The 25,042-nt window shown below is 60.5% G+C and carries 23 protein-coding genes; 12 read left to right on the top strand and 11 right to left on the bottom strand.

Translation table 11 applies throughout. From position 1 onward, the window contains the following. From mutL to JKV55_RS01605, 7 genes are all read left to right on the top strand, one after another. Nucleotides 1-1,791 carry a DNA mismatch repair endonuclease MutL gene (gene mutL / locus JKV55_RS01575; RefSeq protein ID WP_202081983.1) on the top strand — a complete coding sequence of 597 codons (1,791 nt, stop codon included), beginning with the start codon at nt 1-3 and terminating at the stop codon, nt 1,789-1,791. Next, nucleotides 1,781-2,725, top strand: a complete 945-nt coding sequence (gene miaA / locus JKV55_RS01580) for a tRNA (adenosine(37)-N6)-dimethylallyltransferase MiaA (protein ID WP_202081984.1) — start codon at nt 1,781-1,783, stop codon at nt 2,723-2,725. The genes mutL and miaA overlap by 11 nt, the downstream gene beginning before the upstream one ends. A 36-nt stretch (nt 2,726-2,761) precedes the next feature. After that, nucleotides 2,762-3,028 (top strand): RNA chaperone Hfq, encoded by a 267-nt coding sequence (hfq, locus tag JKV55_RS01585; RefSeq protein ID WP_202081985.1) that lies wholly within the window; start codon nt 2,762-2,764, stop codon nt 3,026-3,028. Between the two features lie 72 nt (nt 3,029-3,100). Continuing rightward, nucleotides 3,101-4,387: a ribosome rescue GTPase HflX gene (hflX, locus tag JKV55_RS01590; RefSeq protein ID WP_202081986.1), complete on the top strand. Its 1,287-nt coding sequence runs from the start codon at nt 3,101-3,103 to the stop codon at nt 4,385-4,387. A gap of 46 nt (nt 4,388-4,433) precedes the next feature. Next, entirely contained in the window at nt 4,434-5,603 is a 1,170-nt protein-coding gene (gene hflK / locus JKV55_RS01595; RefSeq protein ID WP_202081987.1) for an FtsH protease activity modulator HflK, read from the top strand. A 3-nt stretch (nt 5,604-5,606) separates the two neighbouring features. Continuing rightward, nucleotides 5,607-6,494: a protease modulator HflC gene (gene hflC, locus JKV55_RS01600; RefSeq protein ID WP_202081988.1), complete on the top strand. Its 888-nt coding sequence runs from the start codon at nt 5,607-5,609 to the stop codon at nt 6,492-6,494. 128 nt (nt 6,495-6,622) lie between these two features. Beyond that, on the top strand, nt 6,623-7,921 hold the full coding sequence (locus tag JKV55_RS01605; RefSeq protein WP_202081989.1) for an adenylosuccinate synthase: 1,299 nt from the start codon (nt 6,623-6,625) through the stop codon (nt 7,919-7,921). A 95-nt stretch (nt 7,922-8,016) separates the two neighbouring features. Here the strand turns inward: JKV55_RS01605 and ispB are convergent, their stop codons facing one another. Continuing rightward, complete coding sequence (ispB, locus tag JKV55_RS01610; RefSeq protein WP_202081990.1) at nt 8,017-8,991, bottom strand: octaprenyl diphosphate synthase; 975 nt, start codon at nt 8,989-8,991, stop codon at nt 8,017-8,019. Nucleotides 8,992-9,225: 234 nt separating this feature from the next. Between ispB and rplU the strand changes: the two genes are divergently transcribed. From rplU to folA, 4 genes are all read left to right on the top strand, one after another. Further along, on the top strand, nt 9,226-9,537 hold the full coding sequence (gene rplU, locus JKV55_RS01615; RefSeq protein WP_106730438.1) for a 50S ribosomal protein L21: 312 nt from the start codon (nt 9,226-9,228) through the stop codon (nt 9,535-9,537). Nucleotides 9,538-9,554: 17 nt separating this feature from the next. Beyond that, nucleotides 9,555-9,812 (top strand): 50S ribosomal protein L27, encoded by a 258-nt coding sequence (rpmA, locus tag JKV55_RS01620; protein ID WP_106454252.1) that lies wholly within the window; start codon nt 9,555-9,557, stop codon nt 9,810-9,812. 118 nt (nt 9,813-9,930) lie between these two features. Beyond that, nucleotides 9,931-11,097, top strand: a complete 1,167-nt coding sequence (gene cgtA, locus JKV55_RS01625) for an Obg family GTPase CgtA (RefSeq protein ID WP_202081991.1) — start codon at nt 9,931-9,933, stop codon at nt 11,095-11,097. Nucleotides 11,098-11,100: 3 nt separating this feature from the next. Next, a complete protein-coding gene (gene folA / locus JKV55_RS01630) occupies nt 11,101-11,601 on the top strand; it encodes a type 3 dihydrofolate reductase (RefSeq protein ID WP_202081992.1) in 501 nt (166 codons plus the stop codon). On the opposite strand, the gene JKV55_RS01635 is transcribed toward folA, so the two are convergent. Genes JKV55_RS01635 through lptD form a run of 6 tightly spaced genes read right to left on the bottom strand, consistent with a single transcriptional unit; the run spans nt 11,589 to nt 18,249 of the window. Next, on the bottom strand, nt 11,589-12,407 hold the full coding sequence (locus JKV55_RS01635) for a symmetrical bis(5'-nucleosyl)-tetraphosphatase (protein ID WP_202081993.1): 819 nt from the start codon (nt 12,405-12,407) through the stop codon (nt 11,589-11,591). The genes folA and JKV55_RS01635 overlap by 13 nt on opposite strands. Continuing rightward, on the bottom strand, nt 12,407-12,781 hold the full coding sequence (gene apaG / locus JKV55_RS01640; RefSeq protein ID WP_202081994.1) for a Co2+/Mg2+ efflux facilitator ApaG/CorD: 375 nt from the start codon (nt 12,779-12,781) through the stop codon (nt 12,407-12,409). The genes JKV55_RS01635 and apaG overlap by 1 nt, the downstream gene beginning before the upstream one ends. Continuing rightward, the gene (gene rsmA, locus JKV55_RS01645; RefSeq protein WP_202081995.1) at nt 12,781-13,590 is read right to left on the bottom strand and encodes a 16S rRNA (adenine(1518)-N(6)/adenine(1519)-N(6))-dimethyltransferase RsmA; all 810 of its coding nucleotides are present in this window, start codon (nt 13,588-13,590) and stop codon (nt 12,781-12,783) included. The genes apaG and rsmA overlap by 1 nt, the downstream gene beginning before the upstream one ends. Continuing rightward, on the bottom strand, nt 13,583-14,572 hold the full coding sequence (pdxA, locus tag JKV55_RS01650) for a 4-hydroxythreonine-4-phosphate dehydrogenase PdxA (protein WP_202081996.1): 990 nt from the start codon (nt 14,570-14,572) through the stop codon (nt 13,583-13,585). Before pdxA ends, rsmA begins: the two co-directional genes overlap by 8 nt. Then, nucleotides 14,569-15,885 carry a peptidylprolyl isomerase SurA gene (surA, locus tag JKV55_RS01655; protein ID WP_202081997.1) on the bottom strand — a complete coding sequence of 439 codons (1,317 nt, stop codon included), beginning with the start codon at nt 15,883-15,885 and terminating at the stop codon, nt 14,569-14,571. The genes pdxA and surA overlap by 4 nt, the downstream gene beginning before the upstream one ends. A 24-nt stretch (nt 15,886-15,909) precedes the next feature. Next, nucleotides 15,910-18,249, bottom strand: coding sequence for an LPS assembly protein LptD (lptD, locus tag JKV55_RS01660; RefSeq protein WP_202081998.1), 2,340 nt, complete (start codon nt 18,247-18,249; stop codon nt 15,910-15,912). A 268-nt stretch (nt 18,250-18,517) separates the two neighbouring features. Here lptD and djlA point away from each other — a divergent pair, with 268 nt between their 5' ends. After that, on the top strand, nt 18,518-19,324 hold the full coding sequence (djlA, locus tag JKV55_RS01665) for a co-chaperone DjlA (RefSeq protein WP_202081999.1): 807 nt from the start codon (nt 18,518-18,520) through the stop codon (nt 19,322-19,324). Between the two features lie 41 nt (nt 19,325-19,365). Here the strand turns inward: djlA and JKV55_RS01670 are convergent, their stop codons facing one another. From JKV55_RS01670 to rapA, 4 genes are read right to left on the bottom strand one after another with little or no spacing between them, the layout of a single operon-like run. After that, complete coding sequence (locus JKV55_RS01670; RefSeq protein ID WP_202082000.1) at nt 19,366-20,316, bottom strand: D-2-hydroxyacid dehydrogenase; 951 nt, start codon at nt 20,314-20,316, stop codon at nt 19,366-19,368. Beyond that, the gene (locus JKV55_RS01675; protein WP_202082001.1) at nt 20,270-21,061 is read right to left on the bottom strand and encodes a DUF3530 family protein; all 792 of its coding nucleotides are present in this window, start codon (nt 21,059-21,061) and stop codon (nt 20,270-20,272) included. Before JKV55_RS01675 ends, JKV55_RS01670 begins: the two co-directional genes overlap by 47 nt. Further along, the gene (locus tag JKV55_RS01680) at nt 21,058-21,723 is read right to left on the bottom strand and encodes an RluA family pseudouridine synthase (protein ID WP_202082017.1); all 666 of its coding nucleotides are present in this window, start codon (nt 21,721-21,723) and stop codon (nt 21,058-21,060) included. Before JKV55_RS01680 ends, JKV55_RS01675 begins: the two co-directional genes overlap by 4 nt. A 20-nt stretch (nt 21,724-21,743) precedes the next feature. Then, nucleotides 21,744-24,617 carry an RNA polymerase-associated protein RapA gene (gene rapA, locus JKV55_RS01685; RefSeq protein WP_202082002.1) on the bottom strand — a complete coding sequence of 958 codons (2,874 nt, stop codon included), beginning with the start codon at nt 24,615-24,617 and terminating at the stop codon, nt 21,744-21,746. Between the last annotated feature and the right edge of the window lie 425 nt (nt 24,618-25,042).

The raw sequence follows: 25,042 nt of genomic DNA on the forward strand, positions 1-25,042 counted from the left end.
ATGCCTATCCAGATATTGCCGGCCCGGCTGGCTAACCAGATTGCCGCCGGTGAAGTGGTGGAGCGGCCCGCCTCCGTGGTCAAGGAACTGGTGGAAAACAGCCTGGATGCCGGTGCTACCCGGATCGAGGTGGATATCGAGAAAGGCGGGGCCAAGCTTATTCGCATCCGCGACAACGGCAGCGGCATTGCGCGCGAGGAGCTCACCCTGGCGCTGTCTCGCCACGCGACCTCCAAGGTCAGTACCCTGGAGGATCTGGAGCAGATCCTGAGCCTGGGGTTTCGCGGCGAGGCGCTGGCCTCCATCAGCTCGGTATCACGCCTGGTGCTCACCTCCAAGCCGGAGGAGCAGGCACAAGCCTGGCAGGCGATGGCGGAGGGCCGGGAAATGGAAGTCAAGGTGCAGCCGGCTTCCCACCCCAAGGGCACCACGGTGGAAGTGGCGGATCTGTTTTTCAATACCCCGGCGCGGCGCAAGTTTCTGCGTACCGAAAAAACCGAGTTCGGCCATATCGATGAGGTCATCCGACGCATCGCCCTCAGTCGGTTCGATATCAGCCTGACCCTGCATCATAACGGCAAGCCGGTGCGCCAGTACCGGGCGGGTACGCTGCCGTCCCAGCAAGACAAGCGCCTGGCGGCGGTATGCGGCCCTGCCTTTATCGGCTCGGCGCTCCGGCTCGACAGCGAGCACCACGGGCTGCGGCTGTGGGGCTGGCTGGCCCCGCCCGAAGCGGCCCGGGCCCAGGCCGATCTGCAATATACCTATGTCAACGGTCGCATGATGCGCGACAAGCTGCTCAACCATGCGGTACGCCAGGCGTACGGTGATCGCTTGCCGGCCGATGGCAACGCGGCCTTTGTGCTCTATCTGGAGCTGGATGCGCGGGAAGTGGATGTCAACGTGCATCCGGCCAAGCACGAAGTGCGTTTCCACCAGGCCAGGCTGGTACACGACTTTATCTATCAGGTATTGGTACAGGCGCTGGCCCATCGTCCGGCCGCCCAGGCCAGCCGGGTGGCGGAGCCGCCGGTGGATTATGACGAGCTGTCCCGCCCTTCCGCCCCGGTAAGCTTCCAGGCGCCGAGCCACAGTTATGGCGGCGGAGGGGCGGCTCGAACCGGCGGTGGGCCAAGCCGGCGGGAGTGGCAGGGCATGACGGGCTTGCTGACCACGCTGGCTCCCGAGCATCGGGCGCCGGTTGCCGGGCGGGCGACGGCAACCGGTTCCCTGCCCGAAATGGTCAGCCAGCCCCTGTTGCTGGTCAGGGAGCGGGTCCTGGTGGTACTGCACCAGGAGCAGCTCTGGCTGTGTGATCTGGCCGGCGCCGGCGTCTATGAGAATGGCCGGGTGTTGTTCGAGGTCTGGCAGCAGGGGCTGACGCCGCAGCCCCTGCTGCTGCCCATCGCTATTCCGCTGGATGAACAGCAACAGTTGGGGCTGACACGACATCGGCAGACATTGCAAAAGCTGGGTCTGGAGTTGAAAAGCGGCAGCAAAGGCACCATTATCCTGACCCGGGTGCCGCAACCTCTGCGTCATGCGGATCTGGCACGGTTGTTCCCCGAACTGTTGGCACGGCTGGATAGCGATGCCGAAGGCCAGCCCCGGGCCTTGTGCCAGTGGCTGGCCGAGCAGGGGCCGGCGCGCCGGCAAGGCTGGTCCATGGCCGACGCGGTGACCCTGTGGCGACGGTTGCTGCCGCATCTGCCCGCCGCCTTCGGCGAGCTTTCTTTTTTGCAGCCGGTAGCGATAGAGCAACAACTAGACAGGTGGATGGATGGGGACTGAACCCCTCGCAATATTTTTAATGGGCCCCACGGCCTCGGGCAAGACCAGCCTGGCCATGGCGTTGTGCCGGGCATTGCCCTGTGAACTGATCAGTGTCGACTCGGCGCTGGTCTACCGGGGGATGGATATCGGCACCGCCAAGCCCACCCCGCAGGAGCAGGCCGTGGCGCCTCACCGGCTGATTGACCTGCTCGACCCGTCGCAGGCCTATTCGGCGGCGGATTTCCGCCGTGATGCGCTGGCGGCCATGGCCGAGATCAGTGCCGCCGGCCGTATCCCGCTGCTGGTCGGGGGCACCATGCTTTACTTCAAGGCACTGCTGGAGGGGCTCTCCCCCCTGCCCAGTGCCGATGCCGGCATCAGGGCGCAGATTGAAGCCGAAGCGGCCCGCTTCGGTTGGGAGCAGCTACATCGTGAGTTGGCCGATATCGACCCGGTGGCGGCCGCCAGAATTCATCCCAATGATCCCCAGCGTCTGTCCAGGGCACTGGAAGTTTTTCGCATTTCCGGTAAAACGCTCACAGAATTGACGCAACACAAGGATGATCCCCTGCCTTACAAAGTGTTACAGTTCGCGATTGCGCCCAAGGAACGGTCCCTGCTGCACCGGCGTATCGCCGACCGTTTCCGCTTGATGCTCGAACAGGGATTTGAGCAGGAAGTCCGGACCCTTTACCAGCGCGGCGATCTGCATCCGAATCTGCCGTCCATTCGCTGTGTCGGCTACCGGCAAATGTGGGATTACCTGAATGGCGTAGTCGGCTATGATGAAATGGTGGAGCGGGGGATCGCCGCTACCCGGCAATTGGCCAAGCGGCAGCTGACCTGGCTCAGGAGCTGGCCGGACGTACACTGGCTGGATACTGATAACAAAGAGGCCGACCTTCACCTGATCGAGCAGGTGAGGCGGGCGCTCAATGAAAGACAACAATAACAATTTTTCACAATTACAAAAGATAAGGACAACAAGATGGCTAAGGGACAATCTCTGCAGGATCCATTTCTGAATGCGCTGCGCCGTGAGCGGATCCCCGTCTCTATTTATCTGGTGAATGGCATCAAGCTACAGGGCCAGGTTGAGTCGTTCGATCAATTCGTTATTCTGCTGAAAAACACCGTCAGCCAGATGGTGTACAAGCATGCGATTTCGACCGTAGTGCCGGCGAGGCCGGTACACCATCAGGCACCATCGCCCGGTGGTGCCGAGCAGGCCGATACCGAGCAGGATCAAGATTGAGCATGAGTCGGCGCCGTTGCTTGCGGCATTATCCTTTGCATACCACCCCATCTGCACGACGGAGGAGGCGCCTTGTTTGAGCGTTATCAAGGTGGCGAGTCCGCCATTTTGGTTCATATAAATTTTGCCGATGATGACGAGCGGGAAGCGCTGGATGAACTCGAGCTGCTGGCCGACTCCGCCGGGGTCGCGACCTGTGCGGTGGTCACCGCCAGTCGGGGTGCGCCCCAGTCCAAGTTTTTTATCGGCACCGGCAAGGTAGAAGAACTGGCCGCCCTGGTGCAGATGCATCAGGCCGACGTGGTGATCTTCAACCACAGCCTGAGTCCGGCCCAGGAGCGCAACCTGGAACGGGAGGTCAAGTGTCGGGTGCTGGATCGCACCGGCCTGATCCTGGATATTTTCGCCCAGCGCGCCCGTACCCATGAGGGGAAACTGCAGGTCGAACTGGCTCAGCTGCGGCACCTGTCGACCCGCTTGGTGCGGGGGTGGACCCACCTGGAGCGGCAAAAAGGCGGTATCGGTTTGCGTGGTCCGGGTGAAACCCAGCTGGAAACCGACCGCCGGTTGCTGCGGGAGCGGATCAAGTATATCCAGAAACGGCTGGAAAAGGTGTCCCGCCAGCGGGAGCAGGGGCGCCGGGCGCGCAAGCGCAACGAGATCCCGACCCTGTCATTGGTGGGGTATACCAACGCCGGCAAGTCGACCCTCTTCAACCGGCTGACCCAGGCCGGAGTCTATGCCGCGGATCAGTTGTTCGCCACCCTGGATCCCACCCTGCGCAAGATAGATCTGCCCGATGCCGGGCCGGTGATCCTGGCCGACACCGTGGGTTTTATCCGCCACCTGCCCCATGATCTGATCGCCGCCTTCAAAGCCACGCTGCAGGAAACCCGCGATGCGGATCTGTTGCTGCACGTGGTGGACTGTGCCGATGAACAGATGCAGGACAATATCCATGAGGTCAACTCGGTGCTTGAACAGATCGAGGCCGACGAGGTACCGGTGCTGCTGGTGTTCAACAAGATAGACAAACTGGAGCAGCCCAGCCCGCGGATCGAGTGCAATGACGAAGGGCTGCCCCGTGCTGTTTGGCTATCGGCGCAAGATGCTCTGGGGATCGACGGTCTCCTAGATGCGTTGAACCAGTTATTGGCCGGGGTACTGGTCGAGCATCAACTGACCTTGCCGCCTTCGGCAGCCAGGCTGCGCAGCCGGCTTTACGCCCTGAATGGGGTCGTGAGCGAGTCTTTTGGCGAGCAAGGGGAGTTTGTGGTCGGCATCCGGCTGCAGCAGGCCGATTGGCATCGGCTGCTCAAACAGGAAGGCGAACAGCTAGAGCGCTTTATAAGCGATTGATTGCTTGGTAAAGTTACTTTCACAAACCAGAAAGACGGAGATGCAAATGGCTTGGAATGAGCCTGGAAATGGTGGCAAAGACCGTGACCCCTGGGGGAATAACGGCAAACATCAGGGTCCGCCAGATCTGGATCAGGTGATTCGTAACCTGAGTAGTAAATTAGGTGGGCTGTTGGGTAACCGCAGCGGCGGAAACGGCGGCGGAGCCGGAATCGGCACCTTCGGTATCGTCGTGGGGCTGGTGATTGCGACGGTGGTGTGGGTAGTCAGCGGTTTCTATACCATAGGTGAAGCCCAGCGGGGCGTGGTGTTGCGTTTTGGCAAGTTTTACCAGACCGTCGACCCCGGCCTGAGCTGGAAGGCGACCTTTATCGATCGGGTGTACCCGGTGGATGTGGAAACGGTGCGTTCCCAGCCGGCGTCCGGCTTTATGCTGACCCGGGACGAAAACCTGGTCCGCGTCGAGATGGACGTGCAGTACCGCGTGATCGAGCCCCGCGATTATCTGTTCAATGTAACCAACGCCGACGACAGCCTGCACCAGGCCCTCGACAGCGCCCTGCGCTATGTGGTCGGTCACAGTACCATGGACGATGTGCTGACCGTTGGCCGGGAACGGGTGCGTCAGGAAACCCGGGCGTTGCTGGAGGAGATCATCGATCCTTACCAGCTTGGCCTGATGGTGCTGGATTTGAACTTCCTGCCGGCGCGTCCGCCGGAAGAAGTGAAAGATGCCTTCGATGACGCCATTGCGGCACAGGAAGATGAACAGCGCTTTATCCGTGAAGCCGAAGCCTATGCCCGTGAAATAGAGCCCAAGGCCCGTGGTCAGGCCGAACGTCTGCTGCAGGAAGCCGAAGCCTATAAAGAACAGGTCGGATTCCGTGCCGAAGGTGAGGTGGCGCGCTTCCGTGAACTCTTGCCGCAGTACCAGCGCCAGCCTGAACTGGCCCGCCAGCGTATTTACCTGGAAACCATGGAAGAGATCTACAGCAAGGTCAACAAGGTGATTGTGGATACGCCCGAGGGCAGCAACAGCTTGCTGTATCTGCCGCTGGATAAATTGGCCGAGCAACAGGCCGGCAGGGCGACCAGGGTGGATCCCAACATCATCACCTCTGATTACCTGAACGGCAATGCTCCCATGAGTCAGGACAGCGGTCAGTTAAGACCGGGTTCAGATCGAAATGCTATTCGTCCGACAGGGAGAAACTAAGCGATGAAAAGAGTATTACTCGTTGTTCTCGGCCTGGTGGTTGTCGTGCTGTACTCCTCGGTATTCGTGGTCGGCGAAGGCGAGCGCGGCATAGTGCTGCAATTCGGCAAGGTGAAGCGGGAGCAAGGCTCCGACCTGCCCACCGTCTATCAGCCGGGTCTGCATTTCAAGGTGCCGATGATCGATCAGGTGCGCAAGCTCGATGCCCGCGTCCAGACCCTGGATGATCAGGTCGACCGCTTCGTGACCTCCGAGAAGAAAGATCTGATCATCGACTCCTACGTCAAGTGGCGGATCGACAACTTTGCCCAGTATTACCTGGCTACCGGCGGCGGTAACCGGATGCAGGCCGAAAACCTGCTGCGCCGACGGATCAACAACAGCCTGCGTTCCGAGATCGGTAGCAGGACCATCCGCGACATCGTGTCCGGTGAGCGGGGCGATGTGATGGAAAGCGCACTGCGCGGCCTGTTGGAGTCGTCCTCCGAGCTGGGTATCAAGGTGCTGGACGTGCGGATCAAGCAGATCAACCTGCCGACCGAGGTGTCCAACTCTATCTATCAGCGGATGCGTGCCGAGCGGACCGCGGTGGCGCGGGAGCACAGATCCGAGGGCCGCGAGCAGGCGGAAATCCTGAAGGCCGAGGCGGACCGCCGGGTCACGGTGATGATCGCAGAAGCCCAGCGTAACTCCCGTACCCTGCGTGGTGAAGGGGATGCCCTGGCGGCCCGTATCTATGCCGATGCCTACTCGGCGGATCCCGAGTTCTTCAGCTTCATCCGCAGCCTCGAGGCGTATCGCAAGAGCTTCGAGCACGGCGGCGACATGATGATCCTGAAACCGGAAGGGGATTTCTTCCGCTACCTGAAGGATCCCTCAGGAATCAACTGATAAACCACAAGCCCGGGTCACCGGGCTTTTTTCTGCGCGATTTTTTCCACCGATCTCCCGCTTCGATTATTCCGACCTTGGTCAAAATTTGTTAGACTCCATTTTTAACAACTCAACAGTTAGTGAAAATGGGACAAAACGTTGTTGTACTAGGCACCCAATGGGGTGACGAAGGCAAGGGTAAGGTCGTCGACCTGCTGACTGACAAAGCCCGTTATGTTGTACGTTATCAGGGCGGCCACAACGCCGGCCACACCCTGGTCATCGACGGTAAGAAAACCGTCCTCCATCTGATTCCCTCCGGTATTCTGCGTGGCAACTGTACCTGTGTGATCGCCAACGGGGTGGTGCTGTCTCCCGAGGCCCTGCTGAAAGAAATGGCAGGCCTGGAAGAAAACGGCATTCCGGTGCGTGAGCGTCTGGTGCTGAGCGAGGCCTGTCCGCTGATCCTGCCGTACCATGTCGCCATGGATATTGCCCGGGAGAAAGCCCGCGGCGCCAAAGCCATCGGCACCACCGGCCGGGGCATAGGTCCAGCCTACGAAGACAAGGTGGCCCGCCGCGGCCTGCGCGTAGGCGACCTGTTCGACATGGCCACCTTCGCCGACAAGCTGAAGGAAGTGGTGGCTTACTACAACTTCCAGCTTACCGGCTTTTACGGTACCGAAGCCGTTTCCTACGACGAGGTGCTGGAACAGGCCAAGGGGTATGCCGGGCTGCTGACCAGCATGGTGGTCGATGTGACCGATATGCTCGACAAGGCCCGTCGCAACGGCGAGAAGATCATGTTCGAAGGGGCCCAGGGCACCCTGCTGGATATCGATCACGGCACCTATCCCTATGTGACCTCTTCCAATACCACCGCCGGCGGTGTGGCCACCGGCTCCGGTTTCGGCCCCTGCTATGTGGATTATGTGCTGGGTATTATCAAGGCCTATACCACCCGGGTAGGTTCGGGTCCTTTCCCCACCGAGCTGTTCGATGAAGTGGGCGAGCACCTGGGCGTTAAAGGCCATGAATTCGGCGCCACCACCGGCCGCAAGCGCCGTACCGGCTGGCTGGATGCGGTAGCGATAAAGCGTGCCATTCAGGTCAACTCCATCTCCGGTTTCTGCCTGACCAAGCTGGACGTGCTGGACGGGCTGAAAGAGGTGAAGATCTGTGTGGGCTACCAAATGCCCGACGGTTCGGTGAAGGATGTACCGCCGATGGCGGCCGAGGGCTATGAAACCGTCAAGCCGGTGTATGAGTCTATGCCCGGCTGGAGCGACAATACCTTCGGTGTGACCACGGTAGAAGGCCTGCCCCAGGCGGCGCGCGATTATATCAAGCGGATCGAAGAGATCACCGGGGTACCGGTGGATATTATCTCTACCGGCCCGGATCGTGCCGAGACCATGATACTGCGTCATCCCTTCGAAGCCTGAGCTTCGCGGTAACGCAGCAAAAACGCCAGCCCCGGGGCTGGCGTTTTTTATTCGGTATGGTGAAGGGTGAAACGTGAAGCCCAGGCTTCACGGCGTTAGCGGGTACGCTCTACCGCCAGGTGGGCGAGATCGACCAGCGCCGCCTTGTGTTCGGACTCGGGCAGCACGGCGAGGCTGGCGATGGCTTTTTGTGCTTCCTGCTGGGCTCGCTCCCGGCTGTACTCGAGGGCCTGGGTGTCGGCCAGGATGGCCATGATTTCATCGAGGTGGTCCATGCCGGTGCGGTTGGCGATGGCATCGCGGATCCGTGCCCGCTGGGATTCGCTGCCGACCGCCATGGCGCGCAGCAGCGGCAGGGTCGGCTTGCCCTCGGCCAGGTCGTCACCGACGTTTTTGCCCATGTCGCCGGCGTCTGAACTGTAGTCCATGATGTCGTCCACCAGTTGGAAGGCGGTGCCCAGGTATTTGCCGTAGTCGAGCATGGCCTGCTCCACCTCCGGCGGCTGATGGGTCAGCACGGCCGCCAGGCGGGTGGCGGCCTCGAACAGCTTGGCGGTCTTGCAGTAGATCACCTGCATATAGCTGTCTTCGGTGGTATCCGGATCGTTGCAATTCATCAGCTGCAGCACCTCGCCTTCGGCGATGATGTTGGTGGCGTCGCTCAGGATATGCATGATCTTCATGTTGTCGAGCTCGGTCATCATCTGGAAGGCGCGGGTGTAGAGGAAATCGCCTACCAGTACGCTGGCCGCGTTGCCGAACAGGGCATTGGCAGTGTCACGGCCCCGGCGCAGATCCGACTCGTCCACTACGTCGTCATGCAGCAGGGTGGCCGTGTGGATAAATTCGATAATGGCGGCGAGCTTGATATGGGACTCGCCGCCGAAGCCCAGGGCGCGGGCCGCCAGCACGGTCAGCATGGGCCGCATGCGCTTGCCGCCGGCGCTGACGATATAGAAGCCGAGCTGGTTGATCAATGCCACGTCCGATTGCAGCCGCGCCATGATAAGGTCGTTGACCGCTTGCATGTCCTGCTCGGTCAGTTGTTTTACCCTGTTGATATCTACCATAAAATTTTAAGCCGGACGGTGCAGTCTATAGCCATTGGTGATAGGATTTTACACGATTTGTCATAGGGATAAACCCGCCCGGCGGGGCTTCGGCCAGAAACCGGGAATGTGTGTTTTTTTTGCTGTTCTACCCTTGTCTAAGGGGATCATTTTGCGTACAATGCGCGGCCATTGTAGAACAGTTTTAGTGCACGGCCCGAAGAGGGTAAAAGTGCCATATTCGGAGTTATAAACATGTACGCGGTAATCCAAAGCGGCGGAAAACAGCACCGTGTAGCCGAAGGCCAGGTTGTTCGTCTGGAGAAGCTGGACGTTGAGACCGGCGCTTCTGTCGAGTTCGACAAGGTGCTGATGGTTGCCCAAGGTGAAGACGTTAAAGTAGGTGTACCCTACGTAGACGGCAGCAAAGTAGTTGCAGAAGTCGTAGCTCACGGTCGTGGCAAGAAAGTCAAGATCGTCAAGTTCCGTCGTCGTAAGCACTCTCGCAAACAGCAGGGTCACCGTCAGTGGTTCACTGAAGTGAAGATCACTGGTATCAGCGCCTAAGAGAGGAGTTAAGTTCCATGGCACACAAAAAAGCAGGCGGCTCAACTCGTAACGGTCGCGATTCAGAAAGTAAACGCCTCGGCGTTAAGCGTTTTGGCGGTGAGTCTGTCCTGGCGGGCAATATCATCGTGCGTCAACGTGGTACCAAGTTCCACGCCGGCGACAACGTAGGTCTGGGCAAAGATCACACCCTGTTCGCCAAAGCCAACGGCAAGGTGAAGTTTGAGGTGAAAGGTCCGCACAACCGCAAGTTTGTCAGCATTGTAGCCGAGTAAGCTACAAGCAGGACTGAAAAAGCCCCGCCCACCGGCGGGGCTTTTTGCTTTACGAAAAGCACATTCGGCGTTTGGGCCGGATATACTGGGCTCAGCAAGCGAATGGGAGAGCAATGCAATGAAGTTTGTCGATGAAGCAGAGGTCCGGATTGAGGCCGGTGATGGCGGTAACGGCTGCATCAGTTTCCGCCGTGAAAAGTACGTTCCCAACGGGGGGCCCGACGGTGGTGACGGCGGCGATGGCGGTGACGTTTACCTGCTGGCCGACGAAAACCTCAACACCCTGATCGACTATCACTTTGAACGTTTTCACCGGGCCGAGCGGGGCGAGAATGGCCGCGGCGGTAACTGTACCGGCAAGCGCGGCAAGGATCTGGTGCTGACGGTGCCGGTGGGTACCCGTGCCAAAGACGAGATGACCGGCGAGATCCTCGGCGATCTGACCCGCCACGGCCAGAAGCTGTTGATAGCCAAAGGCGGTTTTCACGGTCTCGGCAATACCCGTTTTAAAAGCTCGGTCAACCGGGCGCCACGGAAAAAGACCAACGGGACCCCGGGCGAGATCCGCAACGTGTTGCTGGAGCTGCTGCTGCTGGCCGACGTCGGCCTGCTGGGATTGCCGAATGCGGGCAAATCCACCTTTATCCGCTCGGTGTCCGCGGCCAAACCCAAGGTTGCCGATTACCCCTTTACCACCCTGGTACCCAACCTGGGGGTGGTGCGTTGTGATGGCCAGAAAAGCTTCGTGGTGGCCGACATCCCCGGCCTGATTGAAGGCGCGGCGGACGGTGCCGGCCTGGGGATCCGCTTCCTCAAGCACCTGGAGCGTTGTCGGGTATTGCTGCACATGATCGATGTACTGCCGGTGGACGGCTCAGATCCGGCGGATAATGCCGATATCATCGTCAATGAGCTGGCCCAGTACAGCGACGCCCTGGCGGCCAAGCCGCGTTGGCTGGTGTTCAACAAGCTGGATCTGGTGTTGGAAGAGGAAGCCGAGGCCGTCATCGATCGGGTGGTGGAACTGCTGGACTGGCAGGGGCCCATCTTCCGCATCAGTGCCATCAGCAAGGAAGGCACCCGTGAGCTGACCCAGGCGCTGATGGGTTTCCTCGATGAGCATCCGCGCAGCCAGGAAGAACTGGAGGCGGCACGGGAGCCGGTCAGCTTCAAATGGGATGAGTATCACCAAGCCACCCTGGCCGACAACGTGGACGAAGATGAAGACGACGACGACTGGGATGACGAAGAAGACGACGGCCACGTTGTCTATACCCGGGAATAAGCTGTGATAGTGTCGTTGATCGTCGCCATGACCCGGGAGCGGGTCATCGGCAGGGATAACCAGATGCCCTGGCACCTGCCGGCGGATCTGGCTTATTTCAAGCAGACGACCCTGGGCAAGCCGGTGGTGATGGGGCGTAATACCTTCAGCTCCATCGGCAAGCCCTTGCCCGGGCGGCGGAATATCATCGTCAGCAGGAGTCTGCGTGAGGCGCCGGCAGGAACCGAACTGGTTGCTTCTCCGGCCGAGGCGCTGGCATTGGTGGCCGATGAAGCCGAGGTGATGATCATCGGCGGCGGCCAGCTCTACGCGGCCTTTATGCCGCTGGCGAGCCGCTTGTATCTGACCTTGATCGACGCCAGCCTGGAGGGGGATACCCGTTTCCCCGCGGTAGGGGAGGAGTGGCGACTGGTGTCGGAGCAGCGGCGGCCGGCAGATGAGCGTAATGCTTACGAGTGCCGGTTTCAGCGGTTGGAGCGGCAGTGGGAAGCTCAGCCGGCGTAGGCTGGGCAGGGGGTACTGAGCCGTTCTCCGGTTTCCCAGCACAGCAGGGTCAGGCTTCCTCCCCAGACACAGCCGGTGTCCAGCGCATGGATACCGGCCGTGCCGCATTTGCCTTCCAGGGCCGCCCAGTGCCCGAAGATCAGCGGTGGATCCTGATAGTCCGCGCGTAGCTCAAACCAGGGATGCAAGCTGGCCGGAGCTTCTGCCAGCGTCGCCTTATGGGCAAAGTCGAGCCGGCCATCCGGGTGACACAAGCGCATGCGGGTAAAGGCATTGATGGTATAACGCAGTTGCTCGAGCTCGGTGAGATCCTCCTGCCAACTGTCCGGCTGGTTGCCGTACATCTGCTGCAGCCGCACTCTGTACTGGGAGGAACGCAGTTCGGCCTCTGCCCGTCGTGCCGCTGTGCGGGCCTGCGCCAGGTCCCACTGGGGCGGGATACCGGCATGGCTCATCACAAAGCCATGCTGTTCATGCTCGGCCAGCAAGGGTTGGTGGCGCAGCCAGTACAGCAGATCGGCCCGGTCGGCCGCATTCAGTATCTCATCTATCTTGTCGGCGGCCTTGGGGCGGCCGATACCGTTGGCCACGGCCAACAGGTGCAGATCATGATTACCGAGCACCACGGTAGCGGCATTGCCGAGGCCGATGATACGGCGCAGGCAGTCGAGGGAGTCGGGTCCCCGGGCGACCAGATCACCGGTGAGCCAGAGCTGGTCGCGGGAAGGACTGAACCCTACCTCGGCCAGCAGCTGATCCAGCTCTTTCAGGCAGCCCTGCAGGTCGCCAATCAGGTAAGTCGACATCAGTTGATCAGGTTCGGCAGGGCCAGCCGAAAGGCATCTATCGGGGCCTGGAACTCACTGCCGTCATCCCGCGCCATGGTATAACTGCCCTCCATGACCCCGACCGGGGTTTCCAGGCTGACACCACTGGTATAGGTGTATTGTTCACCCGGAGCTATTCTGGGCTGTTCCCCGACCACGCCGCTGCCTTCCACCTCGATAATCTTGCCGTTGGCATCGGTAATGACCCAACGCCGGCTCATCAGGCGGACGCGTTCGCTGCCCGTATTCTTGATGGTAATGGTATAGGCGAACACATAGTGCTGTTCGTCGGGCGCGGAGCGGTCTGCGAGGTATTGGGGCTGAGTCGTGATATGAATGGCTCCGGGCGACATTATTGTTCCTTTTGTTGGGCCAGGGCGTTGGCCAGGACCACATATTGGGCCAGGCTCAGCTGCTCGGGGCGGGCGGAGGGATCCAGACCCAGCTCGGCAAGCCGCTCGGCACTGAACAGGTGTTGCAGGCTGTTGCGAATGGTCTTGCGACGCTGCCCGAAGGCGTCGGCGGCGACCCGGGACAGGCAAGCGATGTCCTGGGCCGGATAGGGCGGGGTGGCGTAGGGCAGCAGTTTGACCACGGCCGACTCCACCTTGGGGGCCGGCTTGAACGCCTCGGGTCCGACTTCCAGCACCGGTACCACCTGGCAGTAATACTGGGCCATCACGCTCAGCCGGCCATAGGCCTTGCTGCCGGGGCCGGCGGCCAGCCGGTTGACCACCTCCTTCTGCAGCATGAAGTGCATGTCCTCCACCAGTGGGGCGAACTCGAACAGGTGGAACATCAGCTGGGTGGAGATGTTATAGGGCAGGTTACCGAAAATTTTCAGCTTCTTGCCCGGCTCCAGCAGGGTGCCGAAGTCAAACTTCATGGCATCGGCCTGATGGATATTGAGCTTGTCCTTGAGGAAGGGGTGGCTAGCCAGCCGGGCGGCCAGATCCCGGTCCAGCTCCACTACGTTGAGGCGCTGGATATGATCGCATACTGGGCCGGTGAGGGCGCCGAGGCCGGGGCCGATCTCGACCATGGTGAAGTCATCGCTGGGGTGAATGGCATCGACTATCTGATCGATGATGTAGTCATCGTGCAAAAAATTCTGGCCAAAGCGCTTACGGGCCTTGTGACCCTGGTGAACCTTACTATTCATCGCGGTTTTCTATCATTTCAATGGCTTGATTAACTGCGCACAGCATGCTGCCCGCATCGATTTTATCGGTTCCGGCCAATTCCAGGGCGGTGCCGTGATCCACCGAAGTGCGGATAAAGGGCAGGCCCAGGGTGATGTTCACGGCTTTGCTGAAACCGATGTATTTGAGTACCGGCAGCCCCTGGTCGTGGTACATGGCCAGGAAGGCATCGGCGTCCTGCATATATTTGGGTTGGAATACGGTGTCCGAAGACAGCGGGCCCACCAGATCCATGCCTTCGGCCCTGAGCCGGTCGAGGGTGGGGATAATGATATCCAGCTCCTCGCGACCCAGGTGGCCGTCTTCCCCGGCGTGGGGGTTGAGCCCGCACACATAGATGCGAGGCTGAGGGATACCGAACTTGGCTTTAAGCTCCGCGTGCAGGATGCGGGTGATCTTGCTGAGCCGATCGGGGGTGATGGCGCGGGCCACGTAGGCCAGGGGAATATGGGTGGTGACCTGGGCCACCCGCAGGCCGGGGGTGGCCAGCAGCATCACCACATCCGGCACATTGGCCTGCTGGGCGAAAAACTCGGTGTGACCGCTGAAGGAGACTCCGGCCTTGTTGATGATGCCCTTGTTGACCGGCCCGGTGACCACGGCGGCAAATTCACCGTTCATATTGCCGTCGGAGGCCCGCTTCAGGGTTTCCAGTACATAGAGGCCGTTGGCTTCATCCAGCTTGCCGGGCAGCGCGGGTTTGGCGAGCCGAACCGGCTCTATGGTCAGGGTGCCGGCCCGCTGCGGCTGGGGGGGCTGCTCGGGGTGGTAGGGCAGAAGGGTCAGTTTCTTGCCCAGGGCTTCGGCCCGGCGCTGGATCAGGTCGGGATCGGCGATGACCACCAACTCGACCGGCCAGTCGTGTTCGGCCAGCGCCTGCATCAGTTCGGGGCCGATGCCGGCCGGTTCGCCGGGGGTTATGGCTATGCGTTTACAAGTCACAGTGCACCGTTGGATAAATTGGTGTCGACGATACGGATATAGGCTTCATCCCTCAGCTCATCCAGCCAGGTCTGCACTTCTTCGGTAAAGCGACGATTAAAAATAAGTTGATAGGCTCTTTGCTCCGTGGCTTGTTCGGTGGCATCCATTACCCGCCGGTCTTCCAGCAGCACCAGATGCCAGCCATGTTCGGAGCGGAACGGCTCACTCAGTTGCCCGACGTTGAGTTGATTGACGGTATCACGGAAGCTGCTGACGTACATCTCCGGCGCGGCCCAGCCCAGATCGCCGCCGTTGATGGCCGAACCCGGATCTTCGGAGAACTGCTCTGCCAGTTCGGCCATGCGGACTTCACCGGCCTGGATGGAGCGGGCAAAGCCAGCCAGCATGGATTGCGCCTTTTCTTCGCTCATGATGATGGACGGCTTGATCAATATATGACGCGCCTTGACTTCCACCGCCTGTATGGTCTGGGTGGTACCGCCTTCCATATCGAAGATGGTCAGAATATGCAGCCCGGCGCCGGAGCGGATGGGGCCGATGATATCACCCTTGCCATGATTCTTCACGGCTTCGCTGAACAGGGAAGGCATTTCGTTTATGCCCATCATGCCCCAATCCCCGCCTTCCAGCGCCTTGGGCCCGGCGCTGTGGGCGATGGCCAGCTGGCGGAAGTCCGCGCCCTGTTTCAGCTGGGCAATCAATTGTTCGGCCAGGCCGCTTGCCTGGCGCAATTGCTCGCTGCTCGGGTTGCCAGGCAGCGGCAGCAGGATATTACCGACCCGGTAGCGGCTGTTGCTCTGGCCCTGCTCCTTGATCATCTGCACCACCTGCTTCACTTCCTGATCGGAGATGTTGATGCGGCGGCGTACCTGGTTGCGGGCCAGCTCACTCAGCAGGATTTCGTTGCGCACCTGCTCGCGGAACTGGCGGTAGGTCAGGCCTTCGGCGGCTACCCCGGCACGCAGCTGCTCGGGGGTTTTGCCTTCGCTGCGGGCGATGTTATTGATGGCCTGCTCCAGCTGGGTATCGGTGATGCGCAGCCCCAGCCGATCGGCCAGTTGCAGCTGCAGGCTTTCCAGGATCAGGCGTTCCAGGGCCTGTTTGCGCAGCTGTTGCTCTTCCGGCAGTGACTGGCCGGCCGCGCGGGCACTGTGCCTGACCTGGTTGACCAGGCCTGAAAGCTGGCTTTCCAGCACCACGTCCTGATTGACGACAGCGACCACCTTATCCAGCAGCTCAACCGCCTGGCTGGTGGCCGATACCAAACCCAGACCGGCAGCGATAAGCAGTTGTTTACATCTTTTATTCATGACAGGTCCTGTGCACAGTAAAAATCAGTTATTGAGATTGAAGGGCCTATAGTAAGGCAGCAGTTTGGTACCCGGGGTGAACTCCCCGCTGCCGGTACTGAGCGAGCTCAACCCTTTCAGTTCGAAGCGTAACCCTATAGTGGTTTCCTGCAGGGTGCTGGTGGGGTTGATCAGCTTGTCCTCTTTCTGCCATTGCTCCCACACCAGGCTGACGGCCCAGCAGCAGGAGTCGTAGCGCAGTCCTATCAGACTGTCGATATTGCGATTCAGTTCAATATCCCGGTAATAACCACCGATCAGCCGCCATTGGGGATCCAGCGGCCAGGAGAAGGTGCCGCCCAGCTGATTGAGATCGTCGGCGAGCCTGGCGTCCGGGAAGTAGTTCTGGTTCAGGTGGCGAAAGCCCAACTGGGCCAGCCGGCCCTGATGGTTATACTCCAGGGTGATGTTGCCGGCGGCCAGCCGGTTGTTGCGGGTATCCTGCTGGGCTTCGGTATGGATGAACCAGTTGCCGTCCAGGTTCAGATCCCCCTCGAAGGTGAGGAAGGAGCGATTGATATCACTGGCGGTATCCGTCGGGAACAGCCGCACCCGGGGAGACACGAAGTTGTAGGATTGGGCCAGGGCCAGCCGCAGCCGCTCTATGCCCTCGACGTCGTAGATGCGGCTGGTAAAGCCTCCGGTCAGCTGGTTGGCATCACTGATCCTGTCCAGGCCGGCGAAACGACGGTCGCTGAACAGGCTGTAGTAGTCCTGGCGCATATCGGTGCTGTCGTAGAGGCCGATATGATCCTGATCCTTGAAGGGGACATACAGATACTGGAACTGGGGCTCCAGGGTCTGGGTAAAGGCTTGCCCGAACCAGGAGGTATCCCGATCGAACACCAGGGTGCCGTTCAGCCGTAGCCGGGGTAGCAGCCGATCCGCGCTGGAATCCAGTTGATCCGGGTTAAAACCGAGCCGGCCGTCCAGTTGTGCGGGTACATCCTGCTCATAATGGGTGTAATAGGCGCCCGCATCGGCGGTCAGTCGTCCGGCGGGGGTATCGATCAGGGTATAAATGAGCTTGGGTTCGGCGTGGACACGGGTGGCTTCATATACATTCTGCCCGTCGTTGGCAAAGCGGGTCAGTTCACCGTCCATGCTCAAATCGACGACGCCCAGGTGCCGGTAGCTGGTCAGCGCCAGGCTGGGCGCCAGCTGGAAGGGGGTCAGCCGTTCGGGCTTGAGGATCTGGTAGTCGCGCATTTCGGCGGTCAGTTGCCAGCTGCGATCATAATAGCCGCCCTGGAAGGACTGCATCAGCTGGTCTTCGACCAGAATGCCTACCGGCGGCGAAAAATCGTCCACATAGGCGTAGTCCCAGCCGGCCACCTTGGTGTAGTCCACCCGGCCGCGCCAGTGGCCTTCGGCATCGAAGCGGGCATGGTGGCGCCAGTTGAACAGCCAGCGGGCCCTGTCACTCCATTCCGTATCGCCGAGCTTGTCGTCGCCGTCGAGGTATTCCCCGTACAGGGTACCGCTCTGGCCCTCGAGCGGCAGGTAGCGGAACTCGAGCTGAGCCATGGTGCCGCGCCTTTCCATGTAGCGTGGAGTGATGGTGGCATCATAGTTGGGGGCGATATTCCAGTAATAGGGCAGCCGGATATCGGTGCCGTGCTCGCTGCTGAGATCGAAGGATGGATAGAGCAGGCCGCTCTGGCGCTCGTCTTTGACCGGGAACTTGATGTAGGGGAAGTAAAAGACCGGGACCTTGCCCAGCCAGAGCACGGCGTTCCAGGCTTCACCGAAGACTTTATCCTGCTCTACCCGCACCGAGCTGGCTCTGAGCTGCCAGACTTCCTCGTTGGGCGGACAGGTGGTGTAGCTGGCTTCGCTCAGGTCGACCCTGTTGGCCTCGTCGGTCATCCGTACCAGGCGGGCCTGGCCGCGGCCAGGATCTCCGTGCAATTGGTAGCGGGCCTGGTCCAGCTCGGTGTCCTTGGTGTTGAGGTTACCGGTCAGGGTGCGATCGCTTTCCACCGAAATGGTGCCGTCGGTAAAGCGGATATTGCCTTCTGCCCTGATGTCCCGGCTTTGTTGCTCCAGCTCGACATAGTCGGCGTTGAACTGGCGTTGTGCCTGTACCACCTGCACATCGCCCCGATACAGGATTTTGCCGTCCCGGGTGGCATTGAGGACATCGGCGGTGACGGTGATGGGAGCGCTGGTGTCATCGGTCCCCGCATCGAGGCGCAGCGGCACATGGCTGAAGCAACGGCTGAAAGAAAAGGGGGTATCCTGGTCGGTGGTGATGGTGTCGGTCTGGGCCTGAGCCAAGCCGGAGATAAACAGCAGGGGAAAGCCGATAATCCGTATTCTCATGGGTAGACGCTCGCGTTCCTGGTCTTGGCGACACCGGCCCGATCCCGGGTATCAGGCTGGTTGAGCTTTTGGTGTCATTACTTTATGGTAGCGGACTATGATAATGCATTCTTGCTGTCAGCACTACGGCCCTGCCTGTTACCTCATCTGTCCAGACACCGGAACCTGCTCCATGATATTAGCTGCCCGCCCTTGGTCTTCACTTGTGCCGCGCCCCGGCGTTACCTGGTTATATAGCGCCCGTTCGGGACTGATCGAGGTGCGATAGATGCTGGCACATATCAAAGGCAAACTGATCGGTTTTTTATTCGGCCTGCTGATTGGAAATATTCCCGGCGCCTTGCTCGGGCTATGGCTGGGGCACCTGGTCGATAAAAAGCTGGCGAATGCCTGGCAGTTCAATAAGGGCGCGCAAGCGGAATTTCTTTATACCACTTTTGCCACCATGGGCCATGTTGCCAAGTCCAGTGGCCAGGTCTCGGCCGAAGAAATCCGCCTGGCCGAGCAGTTGATGACCCAGATGCGGCTGCATGGTGAACAGAGGGCGCAAGCCCAGCAGGCTTTCCGGGAAGGGAAGGACAGCGACTTTCCGCTGGCCGAGACCCTGCGCCGGTTTCGGGCCCGGGTAAAGGACAGCCGCAACCTGCTGCGTTTTTTTATGGAAGTGCAGCTGCAACTGGCTTTCGCCGATGGCGAACTACATCCGGCCGAACGTCGGTTGCTGCACCGCATCGCCGCCGAGCTGGGTTTTTCCGAGCGTGAACTGGAACAATTACTGGCGTTTGCCGAAGCCCAGTTGCATATGTTTCGCCAGGGGCGGGGAAACGCGGGAGCGGGCGGCTACCGCCAGCCGCCCCAGGATCGGTTGCGTGATGCCTACCGCATCCTGGAGGTGGAGGTCGGGGCCGATGACAGCACCGTCAAGCGGGCCTACCGCCGGCAGATGTCCAAGCACCACCCCGACAAGTTGATGGCCCAGGGCCTGCCCAAGGAAATGATGGATATGGCCAAGGAAAAAGCCCAGGACATACAGCAGGCTTGGGAAACCATCAAGGCGGCGCGCAATATCCGCTAACGAACCGGGACCGGGGAAAAGGTCCCCAGTCCCCGCAGTTGTTACACCAGCCTGTTCTGCGGTCGCCCGGCGACGAAGGCCTCGATATTGTCGATCAGCTGATCCGCCAGCCGTTGCATGGCCGAGCGGCTGGCCCAGGCGACATGGGGGGTAAGGATAAAGTTGGGATAGTGCAGGGCCTGCATCAGCGGGTTATCCATCGATGGTGGCTCCTCAGTCACCACATCGAAGCCGGCACCGCCAATCCGGTTTTGCTCCAGTGCCGCCAGCAGCGCGGCTTCGTCCACCAGGCCGCCCCGACCGACGTTGATCAACAGGGCATCCGGTTTCATCAGGGCGAACTCCCGCGGCCCTATTAAATGGCGGGTTGCGTGGGTGAGCGGGCAGTGCAGGCTCACCACATCGGCGCGCGCCAGGACTTCGTCGAAGGGGAAACGCCCCGGGCCGGCGGGCTCTCCCTTGCGGGCCGAGATCATCACCTTCATCCCCAGGGCCAGGGCCAGCTTTTCCAGGTCCTGGGCAATGGTGCCGTAGCCGACCAGTCCCAGGGTCTGCCCGGCCAGATCGCGTACCGGATAGTCGAAATAACAGAACTGGCCGGCTTGCTGCCAGCGCCCGGCCGCTATCGAGGCGTGATAGGCATTAAGGCTGCGGTTCAGTGCCATGATCAGGGCCAGTGCATGCTCCGGCACCGAGTTCTTTGAGTAATCACGAATATTGCAAACGGTGATACCGGCGTGGCGACAGGCATTCAGATCGACATTGTCACTGCCGGTGGCGGCAATGGCGACCAGCTTCAGTCCGGGCAGCCGGGCCAGGGTGTCGGCATCGAGCCTGACCTTGTTGACGATGGCGATGTCCGCGTCCTGCAGCCGCGTCACTACCTGCCCGGGGGCGGTTTCCTGATGGCTTTGCCAGCGGTGCTCAAAACTCGGTGCGCGCAGTTCAATTTCCGGCGCCAGGGTCTGTCGGTCGAGAAATACCAGCTTCATGGATCTTTCCTTTCAAGTAGTCGGGGAGACCGGGCGGCGGTGGCAGCCAGCCCTGGCGCATCAGCCAGCCCGCGATCTGTTTTTCCAGCAAGGTGTGGGCGGTGAGCCGTTGCTCCTCGTAGTCGGTTTTTGCCTGGCGGGCCACCTGCTGTCGGCGCCGCTGTCGGTTGAGGGTCGTTTGGGCTTCCTCCGGCTGGCTGTAAATATCCAGCACCGGATAGCGGCTGCGGGCCAGGCTGATGGCCAGCATCTGCTGCTGTCCCGGTGTTTGTGGGTGGGCGTCAAGCAGCACCAAGGCGTCCGGCGGCATCAGTTGTTCGGCATCGATTAACTGTTGGTACCAGAGAGCGGCGCTGCCTTGGGCCACGACCAGCAAGAGGGGGTCCGATTCCGTCTCGGCCAGCGCCCCGGCGAGGCGGACGCTGGCCTGCTCGAGCCATTCCTGTTGTTGCGGCGGGGGTTGCTCGGAGGAGGGGTCGAAGCTCAGTTGGCTGGCGTCCGGCAGCAACAGCATAAAGTCCCAGCCCCGTTGCTGCCAGTATTCCGCCATGGCCAGCCATAAATGCGGTTGGCTCAGTTCGGGCCAGACCAGCAGGGTGCCTGCCGTGTCGGCTCCCTCGGCGTGAAAGTGCAACAGACGGTACTCCGGCCGGTACTGCTCGAAGGCGGACCAGTCGAACTTGGCGGCCATGGTGGGGCCCGCCAGGAAGGCCAGCCAGCCGATGAGCCACCCGAGCCTGTTCACGGCAGCGCCATCTCGAAGGGGGCGGGAGCGCTGAACGCCAGCCACTGCTTGGTTCTGGGGTGACGAAACTCCAGCGAGGCTGCGTGCAGCTGCAGCTGCGGGGCCAGGGCCAGGGCTTCGCCTTCGGCATAGAGGTTATCCCCCAGTATGGGGTGGCCCAGGCTCAGCATATGTACCCGCAGTTGATGCGAGCGCCCGGTGATCGGGGTCAGCTCCATCAGGCTGCGTTTTTCCTGACGTACCAGGCAGCGCCAGTGGGTCAGGGCGTGCTTGCCGTGCACCAGGTCGACCATATGCCGGGGACGGTTGGGCCAGTCACAACAGAGCGGCAGCTCAACGCTGCCGCTGTCCTGCTCCGGACGGCCATACACCCATGCATAATAGCGTTTGGCGGTTTCCCGCTCGCGGAACTGCCGGTTGAGCTCCCGGTGGGCCTTGGGGTGCAAGGCCATGACAATCACGCCCGAGGTGGCCATATCCAGCCGGTGCACCACTTGCACCGAGGGATAGACCCGGGCTACCCGGTAGGACAGGCTGTCCCGGTGGATCAGTTCACGTCCGGGCACGGTCAGCAGCCCGCTCGGCTTGTTCAGCACGATCAGGCTGTTGTCCTGGTACAGCACTTCGAACTGGGGATCCGTGGGGGGATCGTAACGTAGCAGAACCATGATGGCCTCGTCCTTTACTGGTGGCTGACCACGATAAACCGAATCGCGTCCAGTTTTAAGCGGGTGTGGCTGAGCAGGCTGTCGAGCTCGTCTTTCAGCTCTTGCAAGTGAAGGATTTCGCTCTCCCGCACATTGGGGTTGACCTTGGCCAATTGTTGCAAGCGCCGTAATTCTTGTCCTATAGAGTCCTGCATCCGCTCCCTGGCCTGTTCTACCAGCTCATGCATCTGCACTTCGGCCAGAGGCTGGGCGCTTTGCAGCAGCTGGTGGATCACCGTCTGGGAGGCATTGACCAGTTTGCTGGCCAGGTGGCGGTTCACGGCACTGAGCTGGCGATCGAAGGACTCGAAGTTGACCTTTTCGGCCAGGTTGTTGCCATTCTTGTCAAGCAGCAGGCGAATGGGAGCCGGCGGCAGAAAGCGATACAGCTGGGCATGATGGGCCGATTCGGCCACGAAGATCAACTCCACAAACTGGGTGCCGACCGGTAGCGCCTTGTTCTTCAGAATGGCCACCGAGGTGGTGCCGATTTCCGAGCCCAGCACCAGGTCGATGCCCCCGCGGATCATGGGGTGATCCCAGCTCAGGAACTGCAGATCGTCCCGGCTCAGGGCCGTTTCCCGGTCGAAGGTGATGCTGGCGCCGTCTTCCGGCAGGCCGGGGAAATGCGGAACCAGCATCTGCTCGGTGGGACGCAGCACTATGGCGTTTTCGCCCCGATCATCCTGATGCACACCCACTTCGTCGAACAGCTTGATGGCAAAGATGGCCAGGGTCGGGTCGTCGTCGGTCTCGGCCAGCTGGGTGGCCAGGTTCTGATTATGGATGACGCCGCTGGAGTTGAGTTCCAGCAGGCGATCCCGTCCCTGCTCCATCCGGCTGTTGAGTTCCTGCGTGAGTGTACGGGTGTCTGCGATCAACTGTTCCAGGGCATCCGTATCCTGGCCGTGGTTGGCCAACAACTCGAGCAGACGCTCGGCGAGCTGCTGGTATACCGGCTGGCCGACGGCATTGGGCTTGCTGAAGGCATCCATGCCCTGGTGATACCAGAGGGTCAGGGCCTGCTGTGCGGTGCCCTCCAGATAAGGCAGATGAATGTCGATATCATGGCGCTGGCCGATACGGTCGAGGCGGCCGATACGCTGTTCGAGCAGGTCCGGGTTGAGCGGCAGATCGAACAGTACCAACTGGTGGGCAAACTGGAAGTTTCGCCCTTCGGAGCCGATTTCCGAGCAGATCATCACTTGGGCGCCCCCTTCCTGCTGGGCAAAGTAGGCGGCTGCCTTATCCCTCTCCAGCAAGGACATGCCTTCGTGGAACACGGTGCCGCGAATACCTTCACGGGTACGCAATGCTTCTTCCAGCGCCAGGGCGACGCCGGCCTTGGCGGTGATGATGAGTATCTTGTCGTTGCGTTTGGCCTTGGCGAATTCCAGCAGCCATTCCACCCGGCTGTCGAACTGGGTCCAGGCGCTATCGCCCCCTTCAAACTGGCGATAGATTTCTTCCGGATACAGGGCCTGCAGCGCTTGTGCGGCCGTATCCTGCTTGCTGCCCATCATGCCGGCAACGCGAATGGCGGTTTTATACTGAGTCGGCAGCGGCAGCGGATGCAGGTGCAACAGGCGGGACGGAAAGCCCCGGATGGCATGGCGGGTGTTGCGGAACAACAGCCGGCCGGTGCCGTGGCGATCGAGCAGTTGGAGCAGCAGGCCGTGTCGGGCTTGCGGGTCGCTCAGCACACGGCCGTCCTGCTGCTCCATAAAGGGAGCCAGTCGGGCAATGGCTGCCTCATCCAAGGGGGCGTCGCTCAGCAGGGCTTCCGCTGCCTGGGCCAGGGGCTGATAGGCTGCTTCTTCGGCCAGGAAGGCGTCATAGTCGTAGAAACGCTCGGGATCGAGTAGGCGCAGGCGGGCAAAATGGCTCTCGTGGCCTTGCTGATCCGGGGTCGCGGTGAGCAGCAACACGCCAGGTACCTGCTCGGCCAGCGCCTCCACTACTTCATAGGCCCGGCTGGGTTGTTCGGCATCCCACACCAGATGGTGGGCTTCATCGACTACCAGCAGATCCCAGCTGGTATCCATCAGTTGCTCGAAGCGTTTGCGCTTCTTGGTAATGAAATCGAGGCTGCACAGGATCAGCTGTTCGGTATCGAAGGGATTGGCGGCATCGGCGAAGGCCTCGACGCAGCGCTCCTCATCGAACAGGGCAAAATGAAGGTTGAATCTACGCAACATCTCCACCAGCCATTGATGGATCAGCGCATCGGGTACCAGGATCAGGATGCGGGAGGCCCTGCCCGACAACCATTGCTGCTGAATGATCATGCCGGCTTCAATGGTTTTGCCCAGGCCGACTTCGTCGGCCAGCAGTACCCTGGGGGCATAACGGCTGCCGACTTCCTTGGCAATATGCAACTGGTGGGGGATCAGGCTGACCCGGCCGCTGGCCAGACCGCGCAGGGGAGAGCGGCGCTGGTTGAACTGATGCATCAGCGCCTGGTAACGCAGATTGAAACGGCCAATTTTGTCGATCTGACCGGCAAAGAGCCGCTCCTGGGGCTTGTTCAGCTTAATAAAGTGATTGAGGAAAGTTTCCTTCAGGCTGGTTGCCTCTCCCGTATCCACGCGGGCGCCATGGTAGGTCAGCAGGCCATCCTGCTCGGTCACGTCCGCGACTTCCAGTTCCCAGTCCTCATGACTGCTGATGGTGTCACCGGGATTGAACATCACCCGGGTGACGGGCGCGTCGTCCTTGGCATACATGCGGTTTTCGCCGCAGGCAGGAAATAGCATGGTGACCATACGCACATCGATAGCGACTATGGTTCCCAGTCCCAGATCGGTTTCGGTATCGCTAATCCAACGCTGGCCGAGGGAAAAAGGCATTCAAATCTCCAAGCTGAAGGGGGAGTAAAAAAGGGGCGCTATCTTACCCCAAGCAAGGTGAGGCTGCATCCGCCAAAAATGAGGATGGCGGCCAGGGTGGGCCCCAATAGGTAAAAGTAGAATAAATTGCCACTTTTGGTTGAAAACTGTGCGAACGGTATTTTTTGTCAAAAAAGCCCTTGCGCAAAAAACGCGGCTGCCTATAATGCGCATCCACTGACACGGCGCAACCCGCCGGGTCGCAAGCGGCAAAGAAACTTCGGTTTTAACGCTTGACGAATTAAAAGGACGGCGTAGAATACGCAGCCCTGACCCGGTAAAGGTCAACGCTCTTTAACAATCTATCAAGCAAACTGTGTGGGCACTCGCAGTAGTTGGGAAACAAAAAAATATTGTTTTTCAATGTCTGTCGAAGTGCACAAACA

It is taken from the genome of Zobellella iuensis (assembly GCF_016746085.1).
Classification (GTDB): domain Bacteria; phylum Pseudomonadota; class Gammaproteobacteria; order Enterobacterales; family Aeromonadaceae; genus Oceanimonas; species Oceanimonas iuensis.